Origin of the sequence: Pseudanabaena sp. FACHB-1998 (assembly GCF_014696355.1) — a bacterium.
Lineage (GTDB): Bacteria > Cyanobacteriota > Cyanobacteriia > Pseudanabaenales > Pseudanabaenaceae > Pseudanabaena.
The window spans coordinates 63,390-87,290 of record NZ_JACJQA010000028.1; the positions used below are offsets into that span (position 1 = coordinate 63,390).

The following is a 23,901-nucleotide window of genomic DNA, read 5'->3' on the forward strand; positions in this document are numbered from 1 at the left end:
TTATTAAAGATTAGATAAGATTTACTACAAAAATCTTGACGCAAATCATCACTCAAAAACGACATTAAATCTATGATTATCCAGCTTTCTGAACCATTAAAAACCACAGTAGACTTTATTCATCCCGTTCTCATGCTCCTAACCTTGATTTTGGCATTTTACGCAGGTTATGTAGGTTGGCAATATCGTAGAATTCGGAGTACCGACGGCGAAGAGAAAAAAGCCTTAATTGCTAAGCGCTATAACCTTTTGCATCACAACCTTGGCTCGATATTTTTGGTGTTAATGATTGGCGGCGCGATCGGCGGCATGGCAGTTACCTATAACGCCAGTGGCAAGCTGTTTGTAGGGGCGCACTTGCTTGCAGGTTTGGGTCTAATATTTTTAGCAGCAATATCTGCGGCTCTAGCGCCATTGCTACAAAAGGGAAAAGAATGGGCGCGATCGACTCACATTGCGGTGAATACGGTTTTGATAGGTGTTTTCGTTTGGCAGACCTTAACAGGTTTCCAAATTGTGCAAAGACTTCTAGAGCAATTATCTAAAGCTTCATAGGAATTTTGAGACTTCATTTTGCATCCCTCCAAATGAAGTCTCAAAATTTCCACTCTTATTGACGAGGACAGTTATGTTTGGGATTCGATCGCACCTTCAGCATCATTAGCGATCGCCTTTAAGCGATCCAACATATCCGCAGTCACATCTTGCCACATCCCACGCTGATTCGCTTCTAGCAAGCGTTCTGACATATCACGCAACGCCCAAGGATTGCTAGATTTAATAAAATTCTGGACTTCAGGATTAAAGATATAAGCTTCCGCAACTCCCTCATACATAAAATCCGAAACGCAGTTAGTCGTAGCATCATAGGCAAACAGATAATCAAGCGTCGCCGACATCTCAAAAGCACCTTTATAACCGTGACGCATCGCTCCTGCGATCCATTTGGGATTGACCACACGCGATCGATAAACTCGTGCAATCTCTTCACTCAATTTGCGAACCTTTGGCTGCGCCATTCGTGAATTATCGCCAAAGTATACCTCTGGAGCATTACCAGATATGGATTTGACAGCCGTTGTCATGCCACCCTGAAACTGATAATAATCATCGGAATCGAGAATGTCATGTTCGCGATTGTCTTGGTTTTGCAACACAATTTGCATATTGCCAAGGCGTTGATTAAATGCTTCAGGAGCAGATTTTCCTTCGGATTTGCTGGTATAGGCGTAAGCGCTCCAATTGATATAGGCACGGGCTAGATCCTGCTCGCTTTCCCAGTTTTGCGACTCGATTAAGCCTTGTAAACCCGCACCATAGGTGCTTGGCTTAGAGCCAAATACCCGATAACGCGATCGCTCTTCCGCTTGTTCTAAAGTTAATCCTTCTCTTTGCCATTGTGCAGATTCTGCTTGGACTTTCGCCGCTAAGGGATTTTGATCAGCAGGTTCATCAAGATTCGCCACAGCATTTACCGCGCTATCAAATAAGTCGATTAGATTTGGGAACGCATCTCGAAAGAATCCTGAAATCCTCAAGGTCACATCGATACGGGGACGACCGAGGATTGATAAGGGCAAAATCTCAAAATCTACCACCCGCCGCGATACACCATCCCAAACTGGTTGCACTCCCAATAAAGCTAGTGCTTCTGCAAGGTCATCGCCCCCCGTTCGCATTGTCGAAGTTCCCCAAATCGATAGCCCCAAAGTTTGCGGATATTCACCATGTTCTTGAGTGTAAGTTTCGATCAATACATCGGCAGCCTTGCGACCAATATCCCAAGCGGTTTCCGTCGGCACTGCGCGAATATCTACAGAATAGAAGTTCCGTCCTGTGGGTAATACTTCAGGTCTACCCCTTGTTGGCGCACCTGATGCGCCACTGGCAATATATTCACCATTGAGTCCGCGCAGGAGATTGGTAATTTCTTGATTAGTTTTGTAGAGAGATGGTAGGAGGCGATCGCGAATCCATGTTAGTTCTTTGGGGATAGCAAGACCCTCATCCCCCAGCCCCTTCTCCCATGAGGGGAGAAGGGGAGCAAGATTAATTTTCTTGTCCCCCTCTCCCCCCTTGGGAGAGGGGCTAGGGGTGAGGGCATCCACTAACTCCGCCGCATATTCCTCGATCACTTCCACCGCATCGCCAATAATTCGACAATCAGCTAAACGTGGGTGTGAACTTGACTCAATTAACTCACCTAAATCCGCAGTCAAAGGATCAAAATCTAGCTGCCAATCTTCTGCGATCGCCCGCGTCAGCCCCATCCGATTAGCCGTAGGATTACGGGCGATCGCTACTACTAAATCCCTTAACTGTCGTCCTTCTGGACATTGCCCAAAAATATGCAGACCATCACGAATTTGCGCTTCTTTGATTTCACAGAGATAGCCATCGGCTGTCGTGAGAATGGTATTGAGAGAATCTTCTAAACGATCTAAAGAAATTCCTAAATCTTGATGCAGATTCTCCTGTTTGATCAGCTCAGTTAGTCGAGATCGCACCATTGGTAATCTCGAAGGATCAAGAGTTTCCGCTTCGTAATATTCATCGATTAAGCCTTCTAATTGCTGCAAGCCGCCGTATAGCTCAGCGCGAGTCATTGGTGGTGTGAGGTGATCGAGAATTACTGCTTGCGATCGCCTTTTTGCTTGAGAGCCTTCCCCAGGGTCGTTGACGATAAAGGGATAGAAATGAGGCATCGCACCAAAAGCGGCTTCAGGATAGCAATTTTCGGAAAGCGCCACACTTTTCCCCGGGAGCCATTCGAGGTTGCCATGTTTACCGATATGGGCAATCGCATTAGCGTTAAATTTGTCGCGCACCCAATGATAGAAAGCCATGTAGTCATGGGTCGGTTCTAAATCTGGCGCGTGATAATTGAGCGTAGGATCGAGGTCATAGCCGCGAGAGGGTTGGATACCGACAAAGATATTGCCAAATTGCATACCAGCGATCGCAAATTCTTGTTCTTGTTTTGGCTCATTCCATCGGCTAGTAATTCCAGTTTGCACAGGTTCAGGCAAATTCTGGAAATAGTTTTGATAATCAGCTAATGCTAAAGATTGATAGACCTGACGTACTCCAAATGATTCTCGATCATTAGTTACACCAGTCGTTAACAGCATCATCAATGCATCGCTGGTTTCAGGGATTTCACCAACACTATATCCTGCACTTCGCAAAGATTTGAGAATCTCTAAACAACTGGCAGGGGTATCTAAACCGACTCCATTCGCTAATCTGCCATCACGATTAGGATAGTTAGCGAGAATCAACGCAATTTTGCGATCGCACACCTCCGTGTGCTTTAGCTGTATCCATTTCGCCGCCAGATCCGCCACAAAATTAATGCGCGATCGCACAGGTTCATAGGTCAATACTTCTGTTTGCAGAGCCATATTCTGTCCCTGCATCGCTTTAAAAGAAACCGCCCTAGTGATAATCCTGCCATCGACTTCAGGCAACACCACATTCATCGCCATATCGCGAGGATTTAGTCCCTGTGTACCATTTGCCCAAGTTTTCTTCAGCCCACCACTAAAAATCACCTGAAATACTGGCACATTTAAAGCTTCCCAAAGATCAACCTGTGGCGTATCGGTTTTGAGACTCGCTAAAGAAAAGCTAGTCGTATTCAAGATTACATCTACTTTCTGACCAGATTGGGGCAAGCAATAGCGAATTAATTCTGCTTGCACATCGGGTTCTTTGAGAGAGGAGACGTAGATTGGTAGAGGTTGTAAATTTCGTTCTCGCAATGCTTCACATAAAGAGGCGATCGCCCCAGTATTTCCCGACAAATAATGAGCGCGATAAAAAAGAATCGCTACTCGCCCCCCCTCTCCCTGTGGGAGAGGATGCTGGGGGGTGAGGGTTTCATAAATTCCAATCCGAGGCACTGATTGCGGTAGTTCATATTTTGCTGCAATATCTAAAAATTCTTTGGCAACAAACTTCAATAAATTCTGATAATTACTAACCCCTGCTTCAATGAAATATTGCCAAGCCTGATTAACCAAAGTTAGCGTTGTAGTGGAATGGCTAGTTAAACTCGGATCAGGACGCTCATCCCCCGGCAATACAATTAACACTGCGCCCGTATTTAGCACCGTTTCCTTAACAACTTCTAATCCATAGCTCCAGTAAGACTGTCCCCCAATCAATCTGACAATAATTACCTTTGCTTGCGATAGCACCTCTTCTGCATAGGTATCGATCGCGATTTGTTGCTGCAATTGCAATACATTCACCACCCGAATCTGTGGAAAATCTTCAGGCAATCTCGCTGTGGCTGCCGCAAGGGTTTGGATATCCGTATCGGCAGAGGTAATGATAATGATCGGAGCAGGTTGCTGATCAACAAAAACAACGCTGTCGGTGGACTGGTTCCAGTTTCCTGAGATTGTGGCGATACGGTGCATTAATGATCCAAATAGCAGTTGTCGGCTCAATCATTATAGTCGATTTAAGCAGAGCGATAATTGCGGGGAGTTTGCCCTGTCCATCTTTTGAAGGCACGGTAAAAGGCACTTGGCTCGGAAAATCCTAATAAAAAAGCCAAATCGTGGATTGAAGTTTGCTTGTTTTGAATGTGTTTTAACGCTATTTCCTTGCGAGTATCATCAAGAATTTGTTGATAGGATGTATTCTCGATTTGCAGTTCTCTCTGAAGCTGACGCACACTAAGCATCAAAGTACGCGCGATCGCCTCAATTGGCGGAGCTTCTCCATGCAAATTTTGAGCAATTATTTTGATCACTTGATGGCTGCATTTGGGTGTCTGCGTTAGATTTGTGAGCATATCACTCGCATGACTTTCAAACATTGATAACAAGTTTGCATTTGCCGATCGCACTTCCCAATTAAGGACATCTGCTGCAAAGATCATGCGATTAACTGATTGCGAAAATTTCACTTGAGTTTGAAAGATGCGCTCATGTTCAGAACAATCTGAGGGGGCAATATGCTGAAACCAAACTTCATGGATTAGTAAGCTTTTTCCTGTGAGTTTTTGAGTTGCCTTAAGTAAGGCGGAAAATGTGCTTTCAATGGGATGTCTCGGCTCATCTAGGAGATAATTTTTGACCCCGCCCACAATTTTGCAGTCGCAACATACGAAACTATCCAAAATATGATGATGAATGGCTACGCCTTGACTAAAAAGGCGAGTATATTGAGATAGTTTTTCGAGTGACTGTCCGTAGTTTTTACAATTCAGCAAAACATAGCCAAGAAGCCCGATCGCTGGCAAGTCAAAAGTTTCTCCAATATGCAAGCCAAGATCGCGATCGCCTGTTTTGATAACCGCTTCTCGCCACAAATGTTTGAGTAATTCTCCTGAGATTTGGCGATCGGGATCTTCAAGCCAAGCAGATTCAATTTTGGTTGAACGGTAAATATCTTGCAAATCAATTCCTTGTGCGGCGACATACTGCAAGATGTCCCGAGCGATCGCTACTGAAAATTTCGCCTCTTGATAGTCGTCATGAATCGGATCTGAGATTGCATTTTCCATGATTAGCAGAATTTCAAATTGGCATCAAAAATTTGGCATCAAAAGTCAACTTTCTGGCGCGTTTTGTCATGTTGGATTTTAGCAAAAAGCCTTAACTTTAATTCATCAGCAATAGCAATCGCGCCTCACCTTACATAAACCCATGATTTACAAATCTATCCAACCAAGAAGAATTTCGGTATTGATCGTTTCTACGATTTTGACAGGTAGCATTCTTATTGTTCAAGAATCCCAATCTCAAACACTTTCCCAATCACCAGCAAATAAAATTTCACAATCTGAGTCAAAAGAATCGGAATCGCAAAAGCCTATAACGGAAGCTATTCGCCAGCGCGGTTATATCGGTGTTGGTGGTTCAATTGGGCTAAGTGGCAATACCTCAGCATTAGGCACTGGTGGCTTTTCACTATTCTCTAAAACAGTTTTTACTGACAACTTGTCTATGCACAATAACACAGTAATTTTTGGAACTGGAATTTCATCTTCCTCCTCGAATCTTACCGTTGACTTTCCCATTCGCGATGCAAGTTCTCAGCAGATTATTGTTTCACCTTTTATCGGTGGTGGGGTGATGTTTAGAAATGAGAATGGGCTGAAAATTGCTCCCCACGTCACAGGCGGAGTAGATGTACCGATATCGAGAAACATCATGGGAACTGTGCAGTTGAATGTCGGTTTGCCAAGCGATCGCAAAGCGGACATGGGACTTTTGTTGGGCGTTGGTTATAGCTTTTAACTTTTTTGAATACAAATAGAATTAATAGGGATTTACAATGAATCGTTTACAATTTGTGCGTACCACAGGAATCTTCTTGGTTCTATTGGTTATATTTTTAAATATTCCTTACATTCGCTTAACACAGATTTTTGAATATGACGACATTCTGCGTGAACCCATCAGTGATGTGCTGACTAAGTTTCACGCAGGTGGAACGCAACTGATTTTGACTTGGTTTGCCTTTGGGCTGTCAGCTCTATTATTTATCCCCGCTAGTATTTTGCTCCATCGGATTGTTGATCGCCAAGGCTCATCTTATTTAGCGATCGCCACAGCGATGGGAGTTCTTTCTGGTGTACTTCAGGCAGTGGGCTTAATGCGTTGGGTGTTTGTAGTTCCACTGCTGGCAAATTTGTATGTCGATCCAGCCTCAAGTGTAGCTACTCGCGAAGCGGTAAAAGTGGTCTATCAAGCAGTACATCAGTATGGCGGGGTTGTGATTGGCGAACATTTAGGGCAAACTCTTCTAATTGGCTGGACAATCGGAGTGGGTATTGCCATGTTGCGATCGCCAATCTTTAAACGTTGGGTTGCTTGGTACGGACTAATGACAACACCAATGTTGTTGATTGGACAAAGCGAACTTCTATCAACAGCGATGCTATCTATTCCTGTAATTGAATCAACTCCCATCGGCTTTATCCTTTGGGAAATCTGGCTGTTGATCGTAGGTTTCTCCTTATTGTCTGTATCTCCCAAAAAGCTTGAACATCATGTTAAGCAGACGTAAAACCCAGAGAATTTTCAAAAGGGTTGCTCCGCACCCCTTTTGAAAATTCTCTGTACTACTCAAAGTTTCACTAGGCTGTAATCTCGCAAATTTCAAACAACCCCAAATTAATGATCACAAATAAATTTCGTGCTTTTTTGGCTAATCAACTTGGCTTTCCCAAGGGCTGGTTTGGCAAATTATTGATCAGATTTCTCAATCGCAATAATGCCATGATGAACAATATAGTGTTACAAAATCTGGATTTACAAGCAGGCGATCGCATTCTAGAAATTGGCTTTGGCGGCGGCTACTTAATCGAGCAAATTGCCAATACCGCTCTGCCACAGATAATTGTGGGAGTTGAACAATCGCAGGATGCTATAGATCTCTGTAAGCAGAAATTTCGTACTCAAATCAATAAAAGTGAAATAGAACTCCATTTAGCTGATGCGATTGAATTACCATTACCAGATCGATCATTTGACAAAATCTGCACAGTCAACACCATTTATTTTTGGGCAGATTTGAGTAAGGTCTTTGCAGAGTGCTTTAGGGTTTTAGCTGACGATGGGAAACTACTAATCAGCTATAATTCCAAAGATTTTTTAAGCAAACAAAAGTTTGCTAAGCATGGCTTTATTGGTTATGAAGTATCAGAGATAGAATCAATCCTAAAAATGGCTGGATTTGTAAATGTCACTACTATTACAAGGCATAGCGATCGACATCAAGAGTTTTTCTGCACCTCTGCAACTGTCCCCCTGAGGCATTGGTTAAAAATTTCATAACATTAGCGATCCAAATAGCAAGGTTTAGAAATTACCGTTATGCCTAAAAAGCTACATCCTCATACAGATCAGCAAATTTACCCTCAAAGTTAATACTCGTTAATTGGAAGTTGTCCTCTTCTCCCGCATAGGACTTTAAGACCCAAAGCCCCTCCGCATTACGGCGAAAGCAGTCAAGACGATAGCGACTGGTATTGATCAAAACATATTCTTCGAGGGTTTCTATTTGTTGATAATCCGCAAATTTATCACCACGGTCAAAGGCTTCCGTTGATTTTGACAGAACTTCAATAATCAGCTTTGGAAAACTTTTGTGATTTGGTGTTTGAGTATCTCTAGGATCGCAAGTCACCATCACATCGGGATAGTAAAATCGCCGCAGGGAGTCAATTTTTGCCTTCATATCAGACATATAAATACGACACTTGGAGCCGCGCAAGTGGTTACGAATCAAAAAAGCCATGTTTAAAGATATCGTCACATGGGGATCGTTTGCGCCAGCCATCGCATATACATATCCATCAAGATATTCATGCTTGATATCACTTTGTTCTTCCATCTCCAGATATTCGTCTGGGGTTAGATATACAAAGTCAACTTGAGGATTAGCAATCATTTTGTTCAAGTTTGGGATTTACAAAATTTGTGGTTGTTGGGGGCGAGATTTAGAGATTTATGCCATGCGATCGCAAAATTATCTTAAGTTGCGCTGCGCTCCACATTTATACTGTTTTTAGTATAGGACTTTAATACATGGCAATTGTGATCGCTGGCGAACGTAGTGGTGTCGGCAAAACCACGGTAACTTTGGCACTACTTGCCGCCTTAAAAGCGCGATCGCCATCTCCTAATTCTTTGGTGCAATCCTTTAAGGTTGGTCCCGATTACATCGATCCGATGTTCCATTCCTACATCACGGGGCTACCCTGCCGCAATCTCGATCCTGTGTTGACTTCTGAAGACTATGTGCGATCGTGCTTTGCTAAACATTCTCAAAATGTAGATTACTCTCTAGTTGAAGGAGTAATGGGACTATTTGACGGCGCAACAGGTAAAGATGACACCGCCAGCACTGCCCATGTCGCCAGATTGCTTGATGTGCCAGTAGTTTTAATCCTAAATTGTGCCAGCACTTCTCGCTCGATTGCCGCGATCGCCCATGGATATCGCACCTTCGATCCGCGTATTCAGATGGCAGGGGTAATTCTCAATCGAGTAGGTAGCGATCGCCATTTAGAACTCTTAACTCAAGCTCTAGAGCCATTAAATCTACCAATTCTCGGCGTTCTCCGTCGTCAAGACAATATCGCTATTCCCGATCGCCATTTAGGACTTATCCCCACCGCCGAAATGTCTGATCTCGATGGCATTATTCAGCGATTGGCGCATTTAGGGGAAACTTGCTTTGATTGGGAGAAGTTGTTGCCATTAATGAGAAGCCCTCACCCCCTCTCCCATGAGGAAAAGGACACGACTCTTACTCCCCCTCTCCTGCGGGAGAGGGGGCTGGGGGGTGAGGGCAAAATTCGCATTGCGATCGCCCAAGATCGTGCCTTTAGTTTTTACTACGCCGATAATCTGGATTTATTTGCCGAATTGGGAGCCGAATTAGTTCCTTGGAGTCCGATTAGCGATCACCAATTACCAGAAAATATTCAAGGTTTATACTTTGGTGGTGGCTTTCCTGAAGTATTTGCAGCAGAATTAGCCGAGAATAAAACCGCAAGAGAATCAGTTTATAAGGCGATCACTTCAGGAATGCCCACCTATGCCGAATGTGGCGGCTTAATGTATTTATGCGATCGCATAGTTAACTTTGAAGATCAATCTTTCCCAATGGTAAATATTTTTCCGACTGCGGCGAAAATGGGTAAGCGGCTAACTTTAGGCTATCGACAGGCGATCTCTTTACAAGACAGCCCTTTAGTTAATAAAGGCGATCGGGTTTGGGGACATGAGTTTCATCGCTCATCTTTAGAACAAATAGGCGATCGCCCCTTATATTCGCTGCAAGGTTATGAATCCCATTTGCAATATCCGACTGAAGGCTGGCAAAGATATCAAGTTCATGCTTCCTATATGCACCTGCACTTTGGCGCACAAAGACATCTATTAGAGAAGTTTTTAGGTAACGCCAAGCAAAATACTTTCGCCTTATGTAGTTAAAAAAATTGACTCGATCGCTTTGGCATCGATAGGTCGAAACAGGTAAAAGCCTTGACCGTCGCCTTCATTGTTGAGGATATCTTGCAAATAATTGAGTTGATCGAGACTTTCAATGCCCTCAGCGACGATATGGGCATTCACACTTTGAGCTAAAGTTATGATTGCTTGCAAAATTTCCATACCATTAGCACTGGAATGAATATTATTAATAAAGGAACGGTCTATTTTTAAACCATCAAAAGAGAATTTGTGCAAATAAGCCAGCGATGAATAGCCTGTCCCAAAGTCGTCAATATAGATTTTGATTCCTGCTTGCTGTATTTTTTTGAGGACATGCATCGCGAGACTCGGATTCTCCATAATGGAACTTTCGGTTAGTTCAATTTTGAGATATTTAGGATCGAGACAGGTTTCCTTTAAAATACTTAGACATTTTTGGAGTACGTCATCCTGTGCTAATTGCTTCGGTGATAAATTAACACTAATGGTGATATCTTTAGCTTTTTCAAAGCGTTGTTGCCAGTCATAAAGTTGAGCGCAGGCATTTCGCATGATCCAATCACCGATGGGAATAATCAGCCCCGTTTCTTCCGCTAGGGGAATGAAGTGAATGGGAGAGATTAATCCTCTCTTAGGATGTCGCCACCGAATCAGAGCTTCTAGTCCTACTATTTGCATATTGTGAAGCGAAACAATGGGCTGATAGTAGACTAAGAATTCTTGATAATCTTGAGATATCGAGGCTTGAGCGATCGCCGTGGCTTTGCGAAGATCTTCCTCCATTTGCAGTCTTTCGATGACATGTTTACGCATGGAGTCTTCAAACACTTTGTTGTAGGAATTGCCCAGTTTTTTGGCGTAAAACATAGCTGTATCGGCATCCCTCAACAGAATTTCTGGAGAAACCATATAGGGAAAGTCCCGATCGCCTAGCTGATGAAATTTGATGCCAATATTAGCGACGATCATAACTTCGTGATTGGCTATATGAAAAGGAGTTTTCAGTTTTTGTTGAATAACATCAGCAATCTCCATAACGGATTGCTCGTTGATCATATTCTCTAAAATCACCACAAATTCTGCTCCATCAAAACGAGCAATGGTGGAACAAGGCGGCACAATCTTCTTCAATAATTGACCAAATTCAACTAATAGCTGGTTACCAGTCTGATACCCCACGGTATCATTGATATTTTTAAACCGATCTAAGCTAATACATAAGATCGCAATTATTTTTCCTTGAGATTCAATTTCTAGATTGGCTAAATTCAAAGAAGCACGATCCTCATTCAGCAGTTTATTTAAGCGATTTTCCACCCACACTCGATTAAATAAGCCCGTCAAACTATCATGAACTGCCTCATATTGAAGCTGAAATTCTGCTTGCCGTAGCGATCGCATTACTTGCCAACGCTCTTGTATAGTAACGCCAAAGCCTGTGAACAAATACATCAATACAGGCATCCCGATCGCGATCCAATAGTTAAAAGTAAAGGCAATAAAAGCGATCGCCATGCAGATACTCGACAAAATTCCCGCGCTAATACAACCTAACCAAAAGCTCTGTCTCGGTAAGATAAGACTAATTAATAAACTCCCTAGTAAGGCAAAACTCCAAATATCCTGTTCCTTGGCGATAGTTAGGGAACTCTTTTGGAGCAGGTTTTGCAAAATCATGGCATGAAGGTGTACACCACTGGCTGGGGGATTGCGGTCTAGAGGAGTCGATAAATTATCAATTCCTAAAGCCGTTACTCCCACTAATAAAATTTTGTTCTTAAAAGCTGATGGGGTAATCTTGCCCTCAATCACATCGCTAAAAGACCAATGGGGAATATTTTTAACTCTTCTTGTCCAATTAAGCGATAACGGTTTAGTTAAATCTGGTAATGGAGTTAAAGATTGAGTAGTGAGATCGTAGGTTTGTAATAGAGCCACGCTCAGAGTGGGGATATCGACTATCTGTAAATCAACCTGCCGCACAATCCCATCGGGATCTTCTCTTTTGAGGATATGCCCTACAGACACACTCGCATCATTGAGTGCAGAAACGGGGCTTAAGGGCTGTCCCGTTGCATCCCAAGCCATCGCCAATACTACTCTTTGGTATCTTTCGATCGCCTGTACTAATTGAGTATCTTCGGGGCTAGCTTCCGACCATAAAATATCAAAACCAATCACACTGGCTTCGGTTTCACTGATTTTTTGTAAAAGCTGGACATAGCGATCGCGCGACCAAGGAAATCTGCCTAACTTTTTTAAACTGGCATCGTCGATGGCAATAATGGCGATCCTTTCATCCCAAGGTAGCTCGCCTCGCCAGTTCGTAAACCCATTATAAGCAGCAAAATCGAGGGGCTGTAAAGCACCCACATAGATGAGGAAAGCAACAAATAATGTGGCAAATAATGTCGGTAAAAAATGCCAAAGTAAAACTATTAAACGCGATCGCTTATTTTTAGGGCGATTATTTCCCACAAATCTAGACAAGACCTGTGCAAACTCAGAGAATCGGAATCTCATAGACTTGTACTTTTCCCTGAGGGGTTTCCACCTTTACTTTCACAGATAGACTGGAGGGGGCTGGTAATTGCAAGGAAAACTTTCCATTACTATCTAAATCTCTCTCTATACCATCTATCTTAATCAGATTAAAAGGATTGGTATATCCCACTAAGACAATTGATCTTCCCGTTCCCGTCGCTTGGCGGTCAATTACATAGCTGAGGCTAGCATCTTCAACAATCGGCACTGGACGAGAGGGCGGTTTTCCTAGAACTGTGAGGTTTTGAAATCCTCCATTAACTAACTCAGTCAGATTTTGAGCGGTCGTAGCCACACTACCTTTAAGGGTGGTTACGGTCATATTCCCATTGGGCTTAGTAATTACAATATACTCTGTACCTCTTACCCCACTAATTCCCGAAGGTGTTTGAATATTAAGTTGGGAACCTCGATTAGTAAACTTACGAATCTGTAATCTCGCTTTACCTCGCGGCACAAATAAATTGGTAATCCTCCCATTGTCAGGAGCTATTTGAAAAGAACGAATTTTAATCGTCGTATTTTCGGCAATGTAGATGGAGCCGATGGCGGTATCTACACTCAAAACGGCTGAACTATTGCTACCTGTAGAAATTTCATCACTGACGGTTTGCACCAAATCCCCCACTCTTGCCGCCCGATTGGTGTAGTTATATAAATTCCGATAGGTGACATTCCCTGATACTTGATCAACCCTTAGCCATTGGTTTGTCCGCACCTGCAAACTACCCTGAGCTTCCGCCCTTGAGAAATCTTGAGTTAGCGGAGGATTGCAGGACATAGCCCATAAAATCCCGAAGAGAGTCGCGGAAACAAGCGGAAAAATTTTTAGCTTTTTGCGGGTATGAAACATTTGGAGGTTACTTTGACAGAATTGCGAACCGAGTTTGTTGTTTTTTCTTACTCTAAGCTTTCATAGGCTGAGTTGGCTAAAAATTCCCGTAAGCGACGAGAAATCAATTCACGACTTCCCATTCTCCGCCCCAATTCTTTTTCTAAGGCTCCAACGGGGGTCAAATTTTGAGGCGCTCGCGGATCGCGGGTGGGATGAGAAGCATAGTTAGGGATTAGATAGGTACTTTGATCGGCGATCGCTTTTGCCCTTTCTAAGGATACTCCGCCATCTAAATCAATCCGAATAATGCCATGTAAATCGTGATAGCCCAATTTCTTATAGTTTAAATCACCACTGCCCGATCGCAAATACCAACTCAGATTTGACCCATGCGTATTCGAAATGCGGAAAATAGGGGTGCGTTCGCCCACCTTTAGCGATCGCATGACTTGGGCATTGTCACCTTTGAGATATGCCTTACCCATAGTTTTCACATAGCCAATTGTGTCGTAGGGCGTTTGATAAACTCGATATAGTAGGGGTCCATCACGGACAATCAAGGTATTTTCTTGGATGATTTCCTTATTTAAGGAAAGTTCGTTAGCAATGCGAAGTTCTTCGTCAAGCATTGCGCTTTGGACAATTTGAGAGGGTGTATCGGGTTCATTATTGCTACTGGTCAGGCAATAATCATATTTCAAATCCCCTCGACCACTGATCGGGCAAGGAATGACGGTGGGGGGTGCGGTTAAGTTACCGCCGAGGGCAATAATTCTTTTGATATCTGTGGCAATACATTTAGCTCGACTAATGCGGCGATCAACTAACACAGCACCTACCGCGATCGTCGCAAAGGCTCCATACAAAATCTCATCGTCACTGCGCCCCAAGAACCTTGCATCGAGGCGCAATCTGCCATCAATAAATAAAATCTGGTTAGGTAATTCAGGGGCGATCGCGGTACGGATGGGTTGCCATTCCCCATGCCCAAATTCCACCTCCGTATTCACCTTGTCGCTCGTGGGGATCTCTTCGGGATTGATGCTCACAGGGGCATCATAACCAATGCTCCAAGGTTCTAAGCGGATGTTATATTCACTCCAAAAGTTTTCCGCTAAAGGTTTAACAAAGTTAGCGATCATAGCGAGCATACCTACGGCTCTACGTTTGCGTAATTAATATCACAGAAATATTACAAACAGCAATTCTCGCAAAACCGAATTTGTGGTTGCCATCGCCTTTGGTGATGGCAACCACAAATTCGGTTTTTAGAAAGCGCACCCCAATGGGGTGCGCTTTCACATATTATCTAATGTGTGATGATGTGATAACCTAATACGCCAAACAGGTTGCCTAAGCATCATCATGCAACTTGTGAATAAACCTATATATCAAGCGATCGCGATGCCTCAAGCGTATGTACTAGGACTGGGTCAGTCAGGAATTTCTGCCGCAAAATTGCTTAAAGCCGACGGTTGGCAGGTAACAGTTTGTGATACCAGTGCTAGTCCTAGTCTAGAAAAGCGTAAACAAGCTTTAGCATCTGAGGACATCAAGGTTGAATTAGGGGGATTTCCTGATTTCGCAAACTTACTGAAAATTGGTCAACCCGTTGATCTTGTAACCGTTAGCCCCGGAGTCCCTTGGGATCGTCCAGAAGTCCAAGAGGCACGATCGCTTCACATTACCACCCTTGGCGAGATTGAACTGGCTTGGCGCTATCTCAAGCATATTCCTTGGGTGGGCATCACGGGAACTAATGGCAAAACTACGACCACGGCCCTGACAACGGCTATTTTTCAAGCAGCAGGCTTAAAGGCGATCGCCTGTGGCAATATTGGCTTACCAGCCTGCGAAATTGCCATTCAAGTTTTGCAAAAGCAACTGCAACCTGACTGGATTATTGCCGAACTCAGTAGCTATCAAATTGAGTCCGCCCATACTGTCAAGCCCAAAATTGGCATCTGGACAACCCTTACCCCCGATCACCTTAATCGTCATTACACCCTTGATGCATATCGCGATATCAAAGCGAGTTTGATTGATCGCTCAGCCCACATCATTCTCAATGGCAACGATCCCTACTTGCTGGGTTTTGGAGCCGCCATGTGGCCAAAAGCTGTGTGGACAGCTATTGAAGATCAAGTTGTGGAAGCTGTTACGGACGGTGCTTGTGTCCATGATGGCTGGGTTAAGTTTCGCGGTGAGCCAGTTTTTCCCATTTCCCATTGGCATCTCTTAGGCAAACATAATCGCCAAAATCTGTTAATGGCAGTTGCCGCCGCCAAACTAGCAGGACTAGAATCCGCCCATATCGATCACGCCATTTCCGAATTTCAAGGCGTACCCCATCGCCTTGAGCATATTCGCTTTTATGAAGGCATTGCCTTTATTAATGACAGTAAGGCAACAAATTATGACGCTGCGGAAGTCGGCTTACTGGCAGTCCGACCACCTGTAGTTTTAATTGCGGGTGGTCAGCCTAAGCAAGGGGATGCTAAGGCTTGGTTAGAGCAAATTCGCCAAAGGGCGATCGCCGTACTATTGATTGGAGAAGCAGCTCCTCTATTTGCGGAAATGCTCAACGATGAAGGCTTCAAAAACTATGAAATTGTGGACACCCTCGAAAGAGCGGTCAAACAAGCGGCTCACATTGCCCATAATCGCGCCCACAATCACCCTAGTCAGCCTTTACCAACTGTGCTATTCTCGCCTGCATGTGCCAGCTTTGACCAATTTGCCAACTTCGAGCAACGGGGCGATCGCTTCCGCCAACTTTGTCAAGAACTTTCATGACTTCATCCTTTCCTCCCAGAGACCTTACCACCATTAACCTCTTCAAGCGCCGTACTGTCCTGATTTGGGCGATTCTGGCGCTATCTATGGTTGGTCTAATCGTGCGCCTAGTTTACTTGCAAGTTGTCACATCACCAGACTTGCTCGAAAAGGCTCGCCGACAACAAATGTTTACCCTGCGTCCCTTTATTCCCAGACGCACCATTACCGATCGCAAAGGAGCTGTACTAGCCCTTGATCGCCCTGTTTATACATTATTTGCCCATCCCCATCTCTACAAAGAGAAGCCCGAAGATATCGCCGCCAAACTTGCGCCCATCCTCGGAAGACCTGCCGACAAACTTTTAAGTGTGCTTACTCGTGACACCACATCGATCCAAGTAGAATATTGGCTATCGGAAGAAAATGCTGATCGCATTTACAATTTGCGCTTTGATGGTTTAGATCTGATTCAGCAACGCCATCGCCTTTATCCCCAGCAGGATTTAGCGGCGGAATTGCTGGGCTATGTCAATGTGGATCATCGCGGTCAGGCGGGGATTGAACTTAGCCAAGAAAAATTATTAGAACGCACCGATCAAACCCCTGCGGTGGCTCAAGATGGTAGCGGCAAGTTAATTCCTACTCGGATTCCTGCGGGCATGATTCGCACCGATCAGACCAGCTTGCAAATGACCATTGACTCGCGGATTCAGCGCACGGCTCGGCAAGTCCTTAAGCAGCAAATGGTCAAGTTTAATGCCAAGCGTGGCTCGGTAATCGTAATGGATGCCAAGGATGGCGGCTTGCTTACCCTCGTCACCGAGCCAACCTATGATCCCAATCGCTACTACGAAGCCGATGTCAAACTCTTTAAAAATTGGGCTGTATCCGATCTCTATGAGCCGGGTTCTACCTTTAAACCGATTAACGTAGCGATCGCCCTCGAAGCAGGTGCAATCCAACCCGATACCGTCTTTAACGATGAAGGCGCTTTGACCATTGGCGGCTGGCCAGTTGCCAACTTTGACTATGAGCAAGCAGGGGCAATTGGACCTCTTAGCATTTCCCAGATTCTAGAGCGATCGAGCAATGTGGGGATGGTACATATCATCCAACGCATGAAGCCCTCAGTATATTACGGCTGGCTCGAGCGCATCGGACTAGGCGATATATCAGGAATCGATCTACCTTCAGAAACACCCAGCACCCTTAAACCGCAAGATCAGTTCATCGAATACGTTATCGAACCTGCAACGGCGGCCTTTGGTCAGGGCTTTTCCCTTACGCCGATTCAAATGGTGCAACTGCACGGCATTCTGGCTAGTGGCGGTAAGTTGTTAACTCCCCATGTAGTCAAAGGTTTAATCAATGAAGAAGGGGAAGAGTACTATCAACCCAAATTGCCTACCCCTAGACAAATTATTTCTCCAGCCACCGCTCAACGGGTAGTAGAAATGATGACAGGCGTAGTCGAAAAGGGAACAGGTTTACCTGCAAGGATTCCGGGTTATCGCATCGCTGGTAAAACAGGAACTGCTCAAAAAGCCTCCACTACAGGCGGCGGTTACGCTAATGCCAAAATCACTAGCTTTGTTGGTATTTTCCCTGCTAAAACTCCCCGTTATGTAGTGATCGCGGTAATTGACGAACCCATTGGCTCTGATGCTTTCGGCTCCACTGTAGCGGCTCCCATCGTCAAAGCCGTAATCGAAGATATCATCGTCACCGAAGGGATTCCGCCTAGCCATCCCGAAGAAGTTACTTCCAAAATCCCCACTCTTCCCGAACCCCAACCCACTCCTTCTCCTGCTGCTGGTAATTCCACACCTCAGCCAACTCCCACAAGTTCACCCAATAATACCCAACCGTAAGGATCAAAAAAAACCAAGAAGCGAGTGGCGGCGCGAAGCGCCGCCACTCGCTTCTTGGTTTTGGTTTTGCTTCGGTATAAAACTTTGCGTTAACAAATAAAAGCACCTCAGGGAGGTGCTTTTATTTATTCTTGTTCCGCTAATCGCGCTTGCAGCAGTGGCACATAATTGGTATACACATGACCCTGCCTAAATTCCTCATCATCTAAAACCTTCTGATGGAAAGGAATCGTTGTCGGTACACCCGTAATCGCACATTCACGTAAAGCTCGTTTCATCCGTAAAATCGCTGATGGGCGATCGCTTGCCCAGACAATTAACTTCGCAATTAGGGAATCGTAATAGGGCGGAATCACATAATCAGTGTAAACATGGGAATCCATGCGCACACCAGGTCCTCCCGGAGGCAAATAGCCACTAATCCGACCAGGATTCGGACGGAAATTGTGATCGGGGTCTTCGGCATTGATCCGACATTCGATCGCATGACCGCGAATCTCAATTTCCTTTTGATGAAATCGCAGCTTATCGCCTTGGGCAACTCGCAACTGCTCGGCAATCAAATCAATACCTGTAATCATCTCCGTTACAGGATGCTCAACTTGGATACGAGTATTCATTTCCATGAAATAAAACTTGCCGTACTTGTCCAGCAAAAACTCAACCGTACCCACACCCACGTAATTAATCGCTTTAGCCGCCTTCACAGCCGCTTCGCCCATTTTTTCGCGCAATTTGGGATTTACCGCACTACTAGGTGCTTCTTCTAATAACTTCTGGTGACGACGTTGAATCGAACAATCCCTTTCCCCTAAGTGGACGACATTCCCATGCATATCCGCCAGAATTTGAATTTCGATATGGCGCGGGTCTTCGATTACTTTTTCAATATAAACTCCCCCATTGCCAAAAGCAGCTTCCGCTTCACCTTGAGCCGCCCGTAGTAGACGTAATAAATCATCAGGATTATTAACCAAACGCATACCACGCCCACCCCCACCTGCGGTTGCCTTAATCATCACAGGAAAGCCGATCTCGTGGGCAATTTTTATCGCTTGTTCCTCCGACTCAATTAAGCCTTCGCTTCCGGGAATAGTGGGTACACCAGCCTTTTGCATGGTCTTTTTAGCGGTAGACTTATCACCCATGGAGCGAATCGAGTTAGGGCTGGGGCCCACAAACATCAAATTATGGTCGGCACAAATTTCGGCAAATCTCGCATTCTCTGACAAAAAGCCATAGCCTGGGTGAATGGCTGTAGCGTTGTGAGTAATAGCGGCGGAAATGATATTAGGAATATTTAAATAACTTTTGCTGCTGGGAGAATCACCAATGCAGACAGCTTCATGGGCTAGCTGCACATGCAATGAGTTGCGATCAACGTCAGAATAAACCGCAACTGTCGGAATTCCTAGTTCCTCGCAAGTCCGAATAATTCGGAGAGCAATTTCACCTCGATTGGCAATCAGTAGTTTGGCGATTGGAGCCATGTTTCAGAAGGGTAGTTTGGTAATTGGGGCTTGGATATCGGTAACTGCTTAATATTTGGGGCGCTGCTATTGGGGGGCTGGCGCTATAGATGCCGATGATAATTTTTAGCTATGGGTCACCACTGGAAGTCTTTGTTAATAGACGATGACCTAAGGCTTTTGAATTTTAACTTTTTTTGGGTTGCTTATTGCAGAAGAATCGCAACCCTCAGCAAAATTTTGGCTCTCCTAGATCTGATTCTCAGGGGAATCAATCTAGAAGAGCCTTTGGCTGTGGTACTTATTAGCATCTAAGTTTCGATTTCTCTAAGACGTTATTTAATCGTTATTTAAATGCTCAAGGTAGCAATATCTCTAATTCGAGAATTAGAGTTATGGGAGGAAGAGAGGGGAGAGATGCGGACAGACATGGGTTTGGCTTTGGGAGTGGGCAGTCCGGGAGCGTAGGACTCAAGCACATGACCACTACGGGTACACATAACTAATAGATAATCACAGATTTCACACTGAGTCTTGATTTGGGCGAGATAGGAGAGGTGGTGACGTTCTGCGATCGAGCCACAGTTAGGGCAGCGTATTGATTCAATCATTTTGAGATCCTCTTTATTAAACAGAAATTTAAGTGGTTAAATATAAAATTGAAAATTAGACTTTTAAACGGATTCTAATAGCTTTGATGCATTACATTATTTTGTCTAATTATTGTTGTGATTGTTGTGAAATCACTACAATAATCAACTTAATTTATTGGTCTATAAAAACTTTATGAGGATTATTGAGAATATTCTTGAAGAAGATATTTGCAAAAAATATAATTTGCCAGATATTTTTTTATAAATAAGCTCAAATAAACCAAACTTTTAAAATCCAGATAAACTATGCAACGATTATAATCATAAAAATTGGGGATCATTGCTATAAAAGCGATCCCCGCCTCATAAAAAACACTAATTAAATCCTCAATCCTGTTTCTAGATAAGGCAATACTAGATAGTTAAAAAATACTTAAAGATCGCTTAAAGGTCAAAAACATCATTGAGTCGCTTATAAATCTTTACAGATTTTTGATTGTTAAGTCATAATAAATTTTCTTAACGGCGCAAATCCCTAGAATATTTCTTTACATTTAGAAGAACTCTAAGTGGATTTCTCAACCTCATACTTTGTATCTAAATATCGTTAATTTGAATTTTTTATAAATAGAGAGAACAGTTAGCGATGTGAGTCAAAGCCTTAATGTGTCCTCCCAAGACTGACGACAGAAGTTGTTTTTCGTGAAAAAAAGATAATAAACAGTACCTTGCACTGCTTATTATCTTTAACAACGCAAAGCGTTGAAGGTGTTTATCTTTTAGTTGGTCTAAGGTGTCGCTATTAATAGGGTTACACATTGTACTTGACTATAGACAAGTAGTTAAGACAACTTTTTGATTAAGAATAATCTGGCGACTCGCTCCAAACCCAAAAGATAATAGCCGTGCATAGCACTGCAACTATCTTTTGAGCTTTATGTCCTGATAAACTTGGCAAAAGCTATATATAAATCAAAATTTTTTTGTAGAAATTATGAACGCTTTGGAATTTTTTCAAAAAAGTGCGGGTCGTTGGCGATCGCAACGGACTACGCATCACCTAGCCTTTCGTCGTGCGGAAAGAGGGGGATCAGAAATTTATGTAAATCCCCTGAATGCTGATGATCCTAAAGTAATTGAAATTTGTGAAATGCATGAGATTGCGCCTACGGGGGCGATCGGTGGAGCCTATGTGAAATGGGATGGCACAATGGCTTGGGATAAAGATGATGGGGAGACGCATTCTGGGGAAACAGTTTTTGCGCTAGTTCCCGATGATGCCACAGGGCGCACAGGCCAGCTATTAAGGGAGCGGGGCTATGCGGAAGTAATGCCCGTAATTGGTCGCTATGAGATCGATGAAGAAGATGCGCTGGTATTAATTACAGAGTATCCCTCAATGAGTTCCTATGAGCGTTTCTGGTTTCCAGCGCCCAATGTGCGTGTACGTGCTAGCACTGTGAAGCGTTTTGGTGGCTTTAGTCAGGCAACTTTTTGTACTGAAGAACTTATTAAGGAGGTTGATGAAGCGGCAAATGTGGAAAATGTTGCTGATAGCAATACAGCCCCACAGGCGATCGCCTCAATTTTGGGCTGGTAAATTCTCTTCGACAAAAAAGAGCGCTAAGCGCTCTTTTTTGGGGTTTATCGGAAAGGTGGGGCATACATTAAGCCGCCATTTTTCCAAAGTTCATTTTGTCCTCTGGCAAGCTTAAAGGAACTATCTTTACCCAGATTGCGATCGTAAATTTCGGCATAGTTACCCACATGCTTAATTACTCTCGCCGTAAAATCATTACTAACTCCCATATCCTTGCCGAGGCTACCATCAACGCCTAAAAAGCGACGAATATCCGCATTTTTACTTTGAAGCTGAGTGGCAAGGTTAGTCGATGAAATATCCAGATCTTCAGCCTCGATCGCAGTAAAAATGATCCATTTCACAATATCCGCCCACTTGGAGTCGCCATCACTTACCGCAGGGGCTAATGGCTCCTTCGATAAGACCCCATCAATGACGACGTGATTTTCGGGATCAGCGAGACGAGTACGACGAACCACTAGCGCTGAGCGATCGGCAGTAATTGCAGCGCAGCGCCCTGACTGATAGGCAGCGAAAGTGGCATTGACATCTTCGTAAACGACGGGTTTGTAGGCAAGATTTCGCTTACGCATTTGATCGGCGAGGTTCTGCTCGGTGGTTGTACCTGTTTGGGCGCAAATATCCGCATCCTTGAGATCATTGATCACCTTAATATTGCTATCTTTACGAACCATTACGCCCTGTCCGTCATAAAACACCACAGGCATAAAAGCAAGGCGGGAAGACGTATCACGGCTAATCGTCCATGTGGTATTGCGGCTAAGAATGTCGATTTCCCCTGACTGCAAAGCGGTGAAGCGTTCCTTAGCGTTGAGATTGCGAAATTGGACAGCATTGGGATCGTCAAAGAGGGCGGCTGCGATCGCCCGACAAATATCCACATCTAGCCCCGAATATTTACCGTCTTTATTGACAAAGCTAAACCCCGGTAATTCGCCACTGACACCACAGATCAATTTGCCTCGACTAATTACTGTTTTGAGGCGATTGGCAGTACCGACGGCAACTTGATTTGGCTCTGGAATTGGTTCACAGGCGGCTAGGGCAAACAAACATAAACCGACTAATAGCAAGGCGATCGCCTTTAGCCAACCGCTACGCAATTGCCCAAACAGTCTGTGCCGAAAATTCGCAAATCCTTTGCGACGCGATCGAAGCTGATGATGCATGAATATTTTTTGAATGCCATTTTGAGTGCATTATATAGCTGCCGCCAGTCTTGTTATACCAAAACCCAAAAGTGTTACTCCTTTCCAATCCCAGAATTAGTGGTGCGGCGCGAAGCGTCGCACCACTAATTCTGGGCATCTAAATAAAAAGGCTCGCTTTGCGAGCCTTTTTATTTAGATGCCGCCGCCTTCCGAAAAGCCTTCGTATTCTTCGGGACGTTCAAAATAGTCAGTCGGTGTGAGATGGCGAGGGCGCACATTTTTCAACAATTCTGAATCAATGAGATAGCTGTGAATCGGATGCAAAGTATGCGTTTCTGCACTTCTTTCCAACTGCTCGACTCGACCTATTAGCGATCGAATGACATCGCCTTCAGGATCAGGGACTTGACAATGATCGAGGGCTGAAACCTTTGTCCCATGTCGATGCACAATTCGTCCGGGAATACCCACAACAGTACAGTCAGGAGGAACGCACTTCAAAACAACCGAACCAGCGCCAATCCTTGAATTGCTGCCGATTTCAATGTTTCCTAAAACCTTTGCGCCTGCCCCAATAACCACGTTATCGCCAAGAGTGGGGTGACGCTTGCCAGACTCTTTGCCAGTACCGCCAATGGTGACACCTTGGTAGATCAAGACATATTCACCAATAATTGCCGTCTCGCCAATCACAACGCCCATGCCGTGATCGATGAATGAGCCTTTACCAATTTTTGCGCCTGGATGGATTTCAATGCCCGTTAAAAATCTCGCAAACTGAGAAATCATGCGAGGAATTACAGGTAACTTGAGGGAATGTAGCCAATGGGCGAAGCGATACAGCCAAATGGCATGAAGTCCTGGATAGCATAACAGCACTTCCAGCCAATTACGCGCAGCAGGGTCGCGATCAAAAATGATTGCGAAATCGGCTCGCAGTGTTTTGATGATATTTTTCAACGGTTTTTAAACCTTTATATTAAATTCAACTGCTTATCTGAGATCCTATCTGATATTTTGTATCAGAAGAAACTACCCTTTGGAATGACTATTTGTAAATATCAAAAATATATTCCTTGGTGAAGGAATAAT

The 23,901-nt window shown here is 44.1% G+C and carries 18 protein-coding genes; 8 read left to right on the forward strand and 10 right to left on the reverse strand.

What is annotated here, in order from left to right; all coding sequences use genetic code 11:
• Window positions 1-72: 72 nt before the first annotated feature.
• Window positions 73-555 (forward strand): DUF4079 domain-containing protein, encoded by a 483-nt coding sequence (locus H6F42_RS11755; RefSeq protein ID WP_190399556.1) that lies wholly within the window; start codon window positions 73-75, stop codon window positions 553-555.
• A 71-nt stretch (window positions 556-626) separates the two neighbouring features.
• Here the strand turns inward: H6F42_RS11755 and cobN are convergent, their stop codons facing one another.
• Window positions 627-4,427, reverse strand: a complete 3,801-nt coding sequence (gene cobN, locus H6F42_RS11760) for a cobaltochelatase subunit CobN (RefSeq protein WP_190399557.1) — start codon at window positions 4,425-4,427, stop codon at window positions 627-629.
• A 44-nt stretch (window positions 4,428-4,471) separates the two neighbouring features.
• Complete coding sequence (locus H6F42_RS11765; protein ID WP_190399558.1) at window positions 4,472-5,521, reverse strand: AraC family transcriptional regulator; 1,050 nt, start codon at window positions 5,519-5,521, stop codon at window positions 4,472-4,474.
• Between the two features lie 142 nt (window positions 5,522-5,663).
• Here H6F42_RS11765 and H6F42_RS11770 point away from each other — a divergent pair, with 142 nt between their 5' ends.
• The 3 genes from H6F42_RS11770 to H6F42_RS11780 all read left to right on the forward strand — a co-directional run bounded on the left by H6F42_RS11770 (window position 5,664) and on the right by H6F42_RS11780 (window position 7,799).
• Complete coding sequence (locus tag H6F42_RS11770; RefSeq protein ID WP_190399559.1) at window positions 5,664-6,257, forward strand: hypothetical protein; 594 nt, start codon at window positions 5,664-5,666, stop codon at window positions 6,255-6,257.
• Between the two features lie 37 nt (window positions 6,258-6,294).
• A complete protein-coding gene (locus H6F42_RS11775; RefSeq protein WP_190399560.1) occupies window positions 6,295-7,029 on the forward strand; it encodes a DUF4386 domain-containing protein in 735 nt (244 codons plus the stop codon).
• Between the two features lie 110 nt (window positions 7,030-7,139).
• The gene (locus tag H6F42_RS11780) at window positions 7,140-7,799 is read left to right on the forward strand and encodes a class I SAM-dependent methyltransferase (RefSeq protein ID WP_190399561.1); all 660 of its coding nucleotides are present in this window, start codon (window positions 7,140-7,142) and stop codon (window positions 7,797-7,799) included.
• A gap of 43 nt (window positions 7,800-7,842) precedes the next feature.
• On the opposite strand, the gene H6F42_RS11785 is transcribed toward H6F42_RS11780, so the two are convergent.
• Window positions 7,843-8,415, reverse strand: a complete 573-nt coding sequence (locus H6F42_RS11785; protein WP_190399562.1) for a Uma2 family endonuclease — start codon at window positions 8,413-8,415, stop codon at window positions 7,843-7,845.
• 137 nt (window positions 8,416-8,552) lie between these two features.
• Between H6F42_RS11785 and H6F42_RS11790 the strand changes: the two genes are divergently transcribed.
• The gene (locus tag H6F42_RS11790) at window positions 8,553-9,965 is read left to right on the forward strand and encodes a cobyrinate a,c-diamide synthase (RefSeq protein WP_190399563.1); all 1,413 of its coding nucleotides are present in this window, start codon (window positions 8,553-8,555) and stop codon (window positions 9,963-9,965) included.
• Here the strand turns inward: H6F42_RS11790 and H6F42_RS11795 are convergent.
• The 3 genes from H6F42_RS11795 to H6F42_RS11805 all read right to left on the reverse strand — a co-directional run bounded on the left by H6F42_RS11795 (window position 9,954) and on the right by H6F42_RS11805 (window position 14,486).
• Window positions 9,954-12,488 (reverse strand): EAL domain-containing protein, encoded by a 2,535-nt coding sequence (locus tag H6F42_RS11795; RefSeq protein ID WP_190399564.1) that lies wholly within the window; start codon window positions 12,486-12,488, stop codon window positions 9,954-9,956. The genes H6F42_RS11790 and H6F42_RS11795 overlap by 12 nt on opposite strands.
• Window positions 12,469-13,290, reverse strand: a complete 822-nt coding sequence (locus tag H6F42_RS11800; RefSeq protein ID WP_190399565.1) for a FecR family protein — start codon at window positions 13,288-13,290, stop codon at window positions 12,469-12,471. Before H6F42_RS11800 ends, H6F42_RS11795 begins: the two co-directional genes overlap by 20 nt.
• Before the next feature lie 119 nt (window positions 13,291-13,409).
• Window positions 13,410-14,486 (reverse strand): hypothetical protein, encoded by a 1,077-nt coding sequence (locus tag H6F42_RS11805; RefSeq protein WP_190399566.1) that lies wholly within the window; start codon window positions 14,484-14,486, stop codon window positions 13,410-13,412.
• Between the two features lie 262 nt (window positions 14,487-14,748).
• Between H6F42_RS11805 and murD the strand changes: the two genes are divergently transcribed.
• Window positions 14,749-16,140, forward strand: coding sequence for a UDP-N-acetylmuramoyl-L-alanine--D-glutamate ligase (murD, locus tag H6F42_RS11810; RefSeq protein WP_190399775.1), 1,392 nt, complete (start codon window positions 14,749-14,751; stop codon window positions 16,138-16,140).
• Window positions 16,137-17,993 carry a penicillin-binding protein 2 gene (locus H6F42_RS11815; protein ID WP_190399567.1) on the forward strand — a complete coding sequence of 619 codons (1,857 nt, stop codon included), beginning with the start codon at window positions 16,137-16,139 and terminating at the stop codon, window positions 17,991-17,993. The genes murD and H6F42_RS11815 overlap by 4 nt, the downstream gene beginning before the upstream one ends.
• A 125-nt stretch (window positions 17,994-18,118) precedes the next feature.
• Here the strand turns inward: H6F42_RS11815 and accC are convergent, their stop codons facing one another.
• The gene (gene accC, locus H6F42_RS11820; protein ID WP_190399568.1) at window positions 18,119-19,483 is read right to left on the reverse strand and encodes an acetyl-CoA carboxylase biotin carboxylase subunit; all 1,365 of its coding nucleotides are present in this window, start codon (window positions 19,481-19,483) and stop codon (window positions 18,119-18,121) included.
• A 329-nt stretch (window positions 19,484-19,812) separates the two neighbouring features.
• Window positions 19,813-20,073: a replication restart DNA helicase PriA gene (locus H6F42_RS11825; RefSeq protein ID WP_190399569.1), complete on the reverse strand. Its 261-nt coding sequence runs from the start codon at window positions 20,071-20,073 to the stop codon at window positions 19,813-19,815.
• A 976-nt stretch (window positions 20,074-21,049) separates the two neighbouring features.
• Here H6F42_RS11825 and H6F42_RS11830 point away from each other — a divergent pair.
• Complete coding sequence (locus H6F42_RS11830) at window positions 21,050-21,655, forward strand: phycobiliprotein lyase (RefSeq protein WP_190399570.1); 606 nt, start codon at window positions 21,050-21,052, stop codon at window positions 21,653-21,655.
• A 44-nt stretch (window positions 21,656-21,699) separates the two neighbouring features.
• Here the strand turns inward: H6F42_RS11830 and H6F42_RS11835 are convergent, their stop codons facing one another.
• On the reverse strand, window positions 21,700-22,827 hold the full coding sequence (locus H6F42_RS11835) for an amino acid ABC transporter substrate-binding protein (protein WP_190399571.1): 1,128 nt from the start codon (window positions 22,825-22,827) through the stop codon (window positions 21,700-21,702).
• 174 nt (window positions 22,828-23,001) lie between these two features.
• The gene (gene cysE / locus H6F42_RS11840) at window positions 23,002-23,760 is read right to left on the reverse strand and encodes a serine O-acetyltransferase (RefSeq protein ID WP_190399776.1); all 759 of its coding nucleotides are present in this window, start codon (window positions 23,758-23,760) and stop codon (window positions 23,002-23,004) included.
• Window positions 23,761-23,901 lie beyond the last annotated feature (141 nt).

Excerpts from the sequence above, each read along its gene's own strand:
- H6F42_RS11795 (WP_190399564.1), bottom strand. The coding sequence starts at position 12,488 with ATGAGATTCCGATTCTCTGAGTTTGCACAGGTCTTGTCTAGATTTGTG.
- accC (WP_190399568.1), bottom strand. The coding sequence starts at position 19,483 with ATGGCTCCAATCGCCAAACTACTGATTGCCAATCGAGGTGAAATTGCT.
- H6F42_RS11770 (WP_190399559.1), top strand. The coding sequence starts at position 5,664 with ATGATTTACAAATCTATCCAACCAAGAAGAATTTCGGTATTGATCGTT.
- H6F42_RS11835 (WP_190399571.1), bottom strand. The coding sequence starts at position 22,827 with ATGCATCATCAGCTTCGATCGCGTCGCAAAGGATTTGCGAATTTTCGG.
- H6F42_RS11830 (WP_190399570.1), top strand. The coding sequence starts at position 21,050 with ATGAACGCTTTGGAATTTTTTCAAAAAAGTGCGGGTCGTTGGCGATCG.
- H6F42_RS11805 (WP_190399566.1), bottom strand. The coding sequence starts at position 14,486 with ATGATCGCTAACTTTGTTAAACCTTTAGCGGAAAACTTTTGGAGTGAA.
- H6F42_RS11755 (WP_190399556.1), top strand. The coding sequence starts at position 73 with ATGATTATCCAGCTTTCTGAACCATTAAAAACCACAGTAGACTTTATT.
- H6F42_RS11780 (WP_190399561.1), top strand. The coding sequence starts at position 7,140 with ATGATCACAAATAAATTTCGTGCTTTTTTGGCTAATCAACTTGGCTTT.
- H6F42_RS11815 (WP_190399567.1), top strand. The coding sequence starts at position 16,137 with ATGACTTCATCCTTTCCTCCCAGAGACCTTACCACCATTAACCTCTTC.
- H6F42_RS11785 (WP_190399562.1), bottom strand. The coding sequence starts at position 8,415 with ATGATTGCTAATCCTCAAGTTGACTTTGTATATCTAACCCCAGACGAA.
- H6F42_RS11825 (WP_190399569.1), bottom strand. The coding sequence starts at position 20,073 with ATGATTGAATCAATACGCTGCCCTAACTGTGGCTCGATCGCAGAACGT.
- cobN (WP_190399557.1), bottom strand. The coding sequence starts at position 4,427 with ATGCACCGTATCGCCACAATCTCAGGAAACTGGAACCAGTCCACCGAC.
- H6F42_RS11775 (WP_190399560.1), top strand. The coding sequence starts at position 6,295 with ATGAATCGTTTACAATTTGTGCGTACCACAGGAATCTTCTTGGTTCTA.
- H6F42_RS11765 (WP_190399558.1), bottom strand. The coding sequence starts at position 5,521 with ATGGAAAATGCAATCTCAGATCCGATTCATGACGACTATCAAGAGGCG.
- murD (WP_190399775.1), top strand. The coding sequence starts at position 14,749 with ATGCCTCAAGCGTATGTACTAGGACTGGGTCAGTCAGGAATTTCTGCC.
- H6F42_RS11790 (WP_190399563.1), top strand. The coding sequence starts at position 8,553 with ATGGCAATTGTGATCGCTGGCGAACGTAGTGGTGTCGGCAAAACCACG.
- H6F42_RS11800 (WP_190399565.1), bottom strand. The coding sequence starts at position 13,290 with ATGTCCTGCAATCCTCCGCTAACTCAAGATTTCTCAAGGGCGGAAGCT.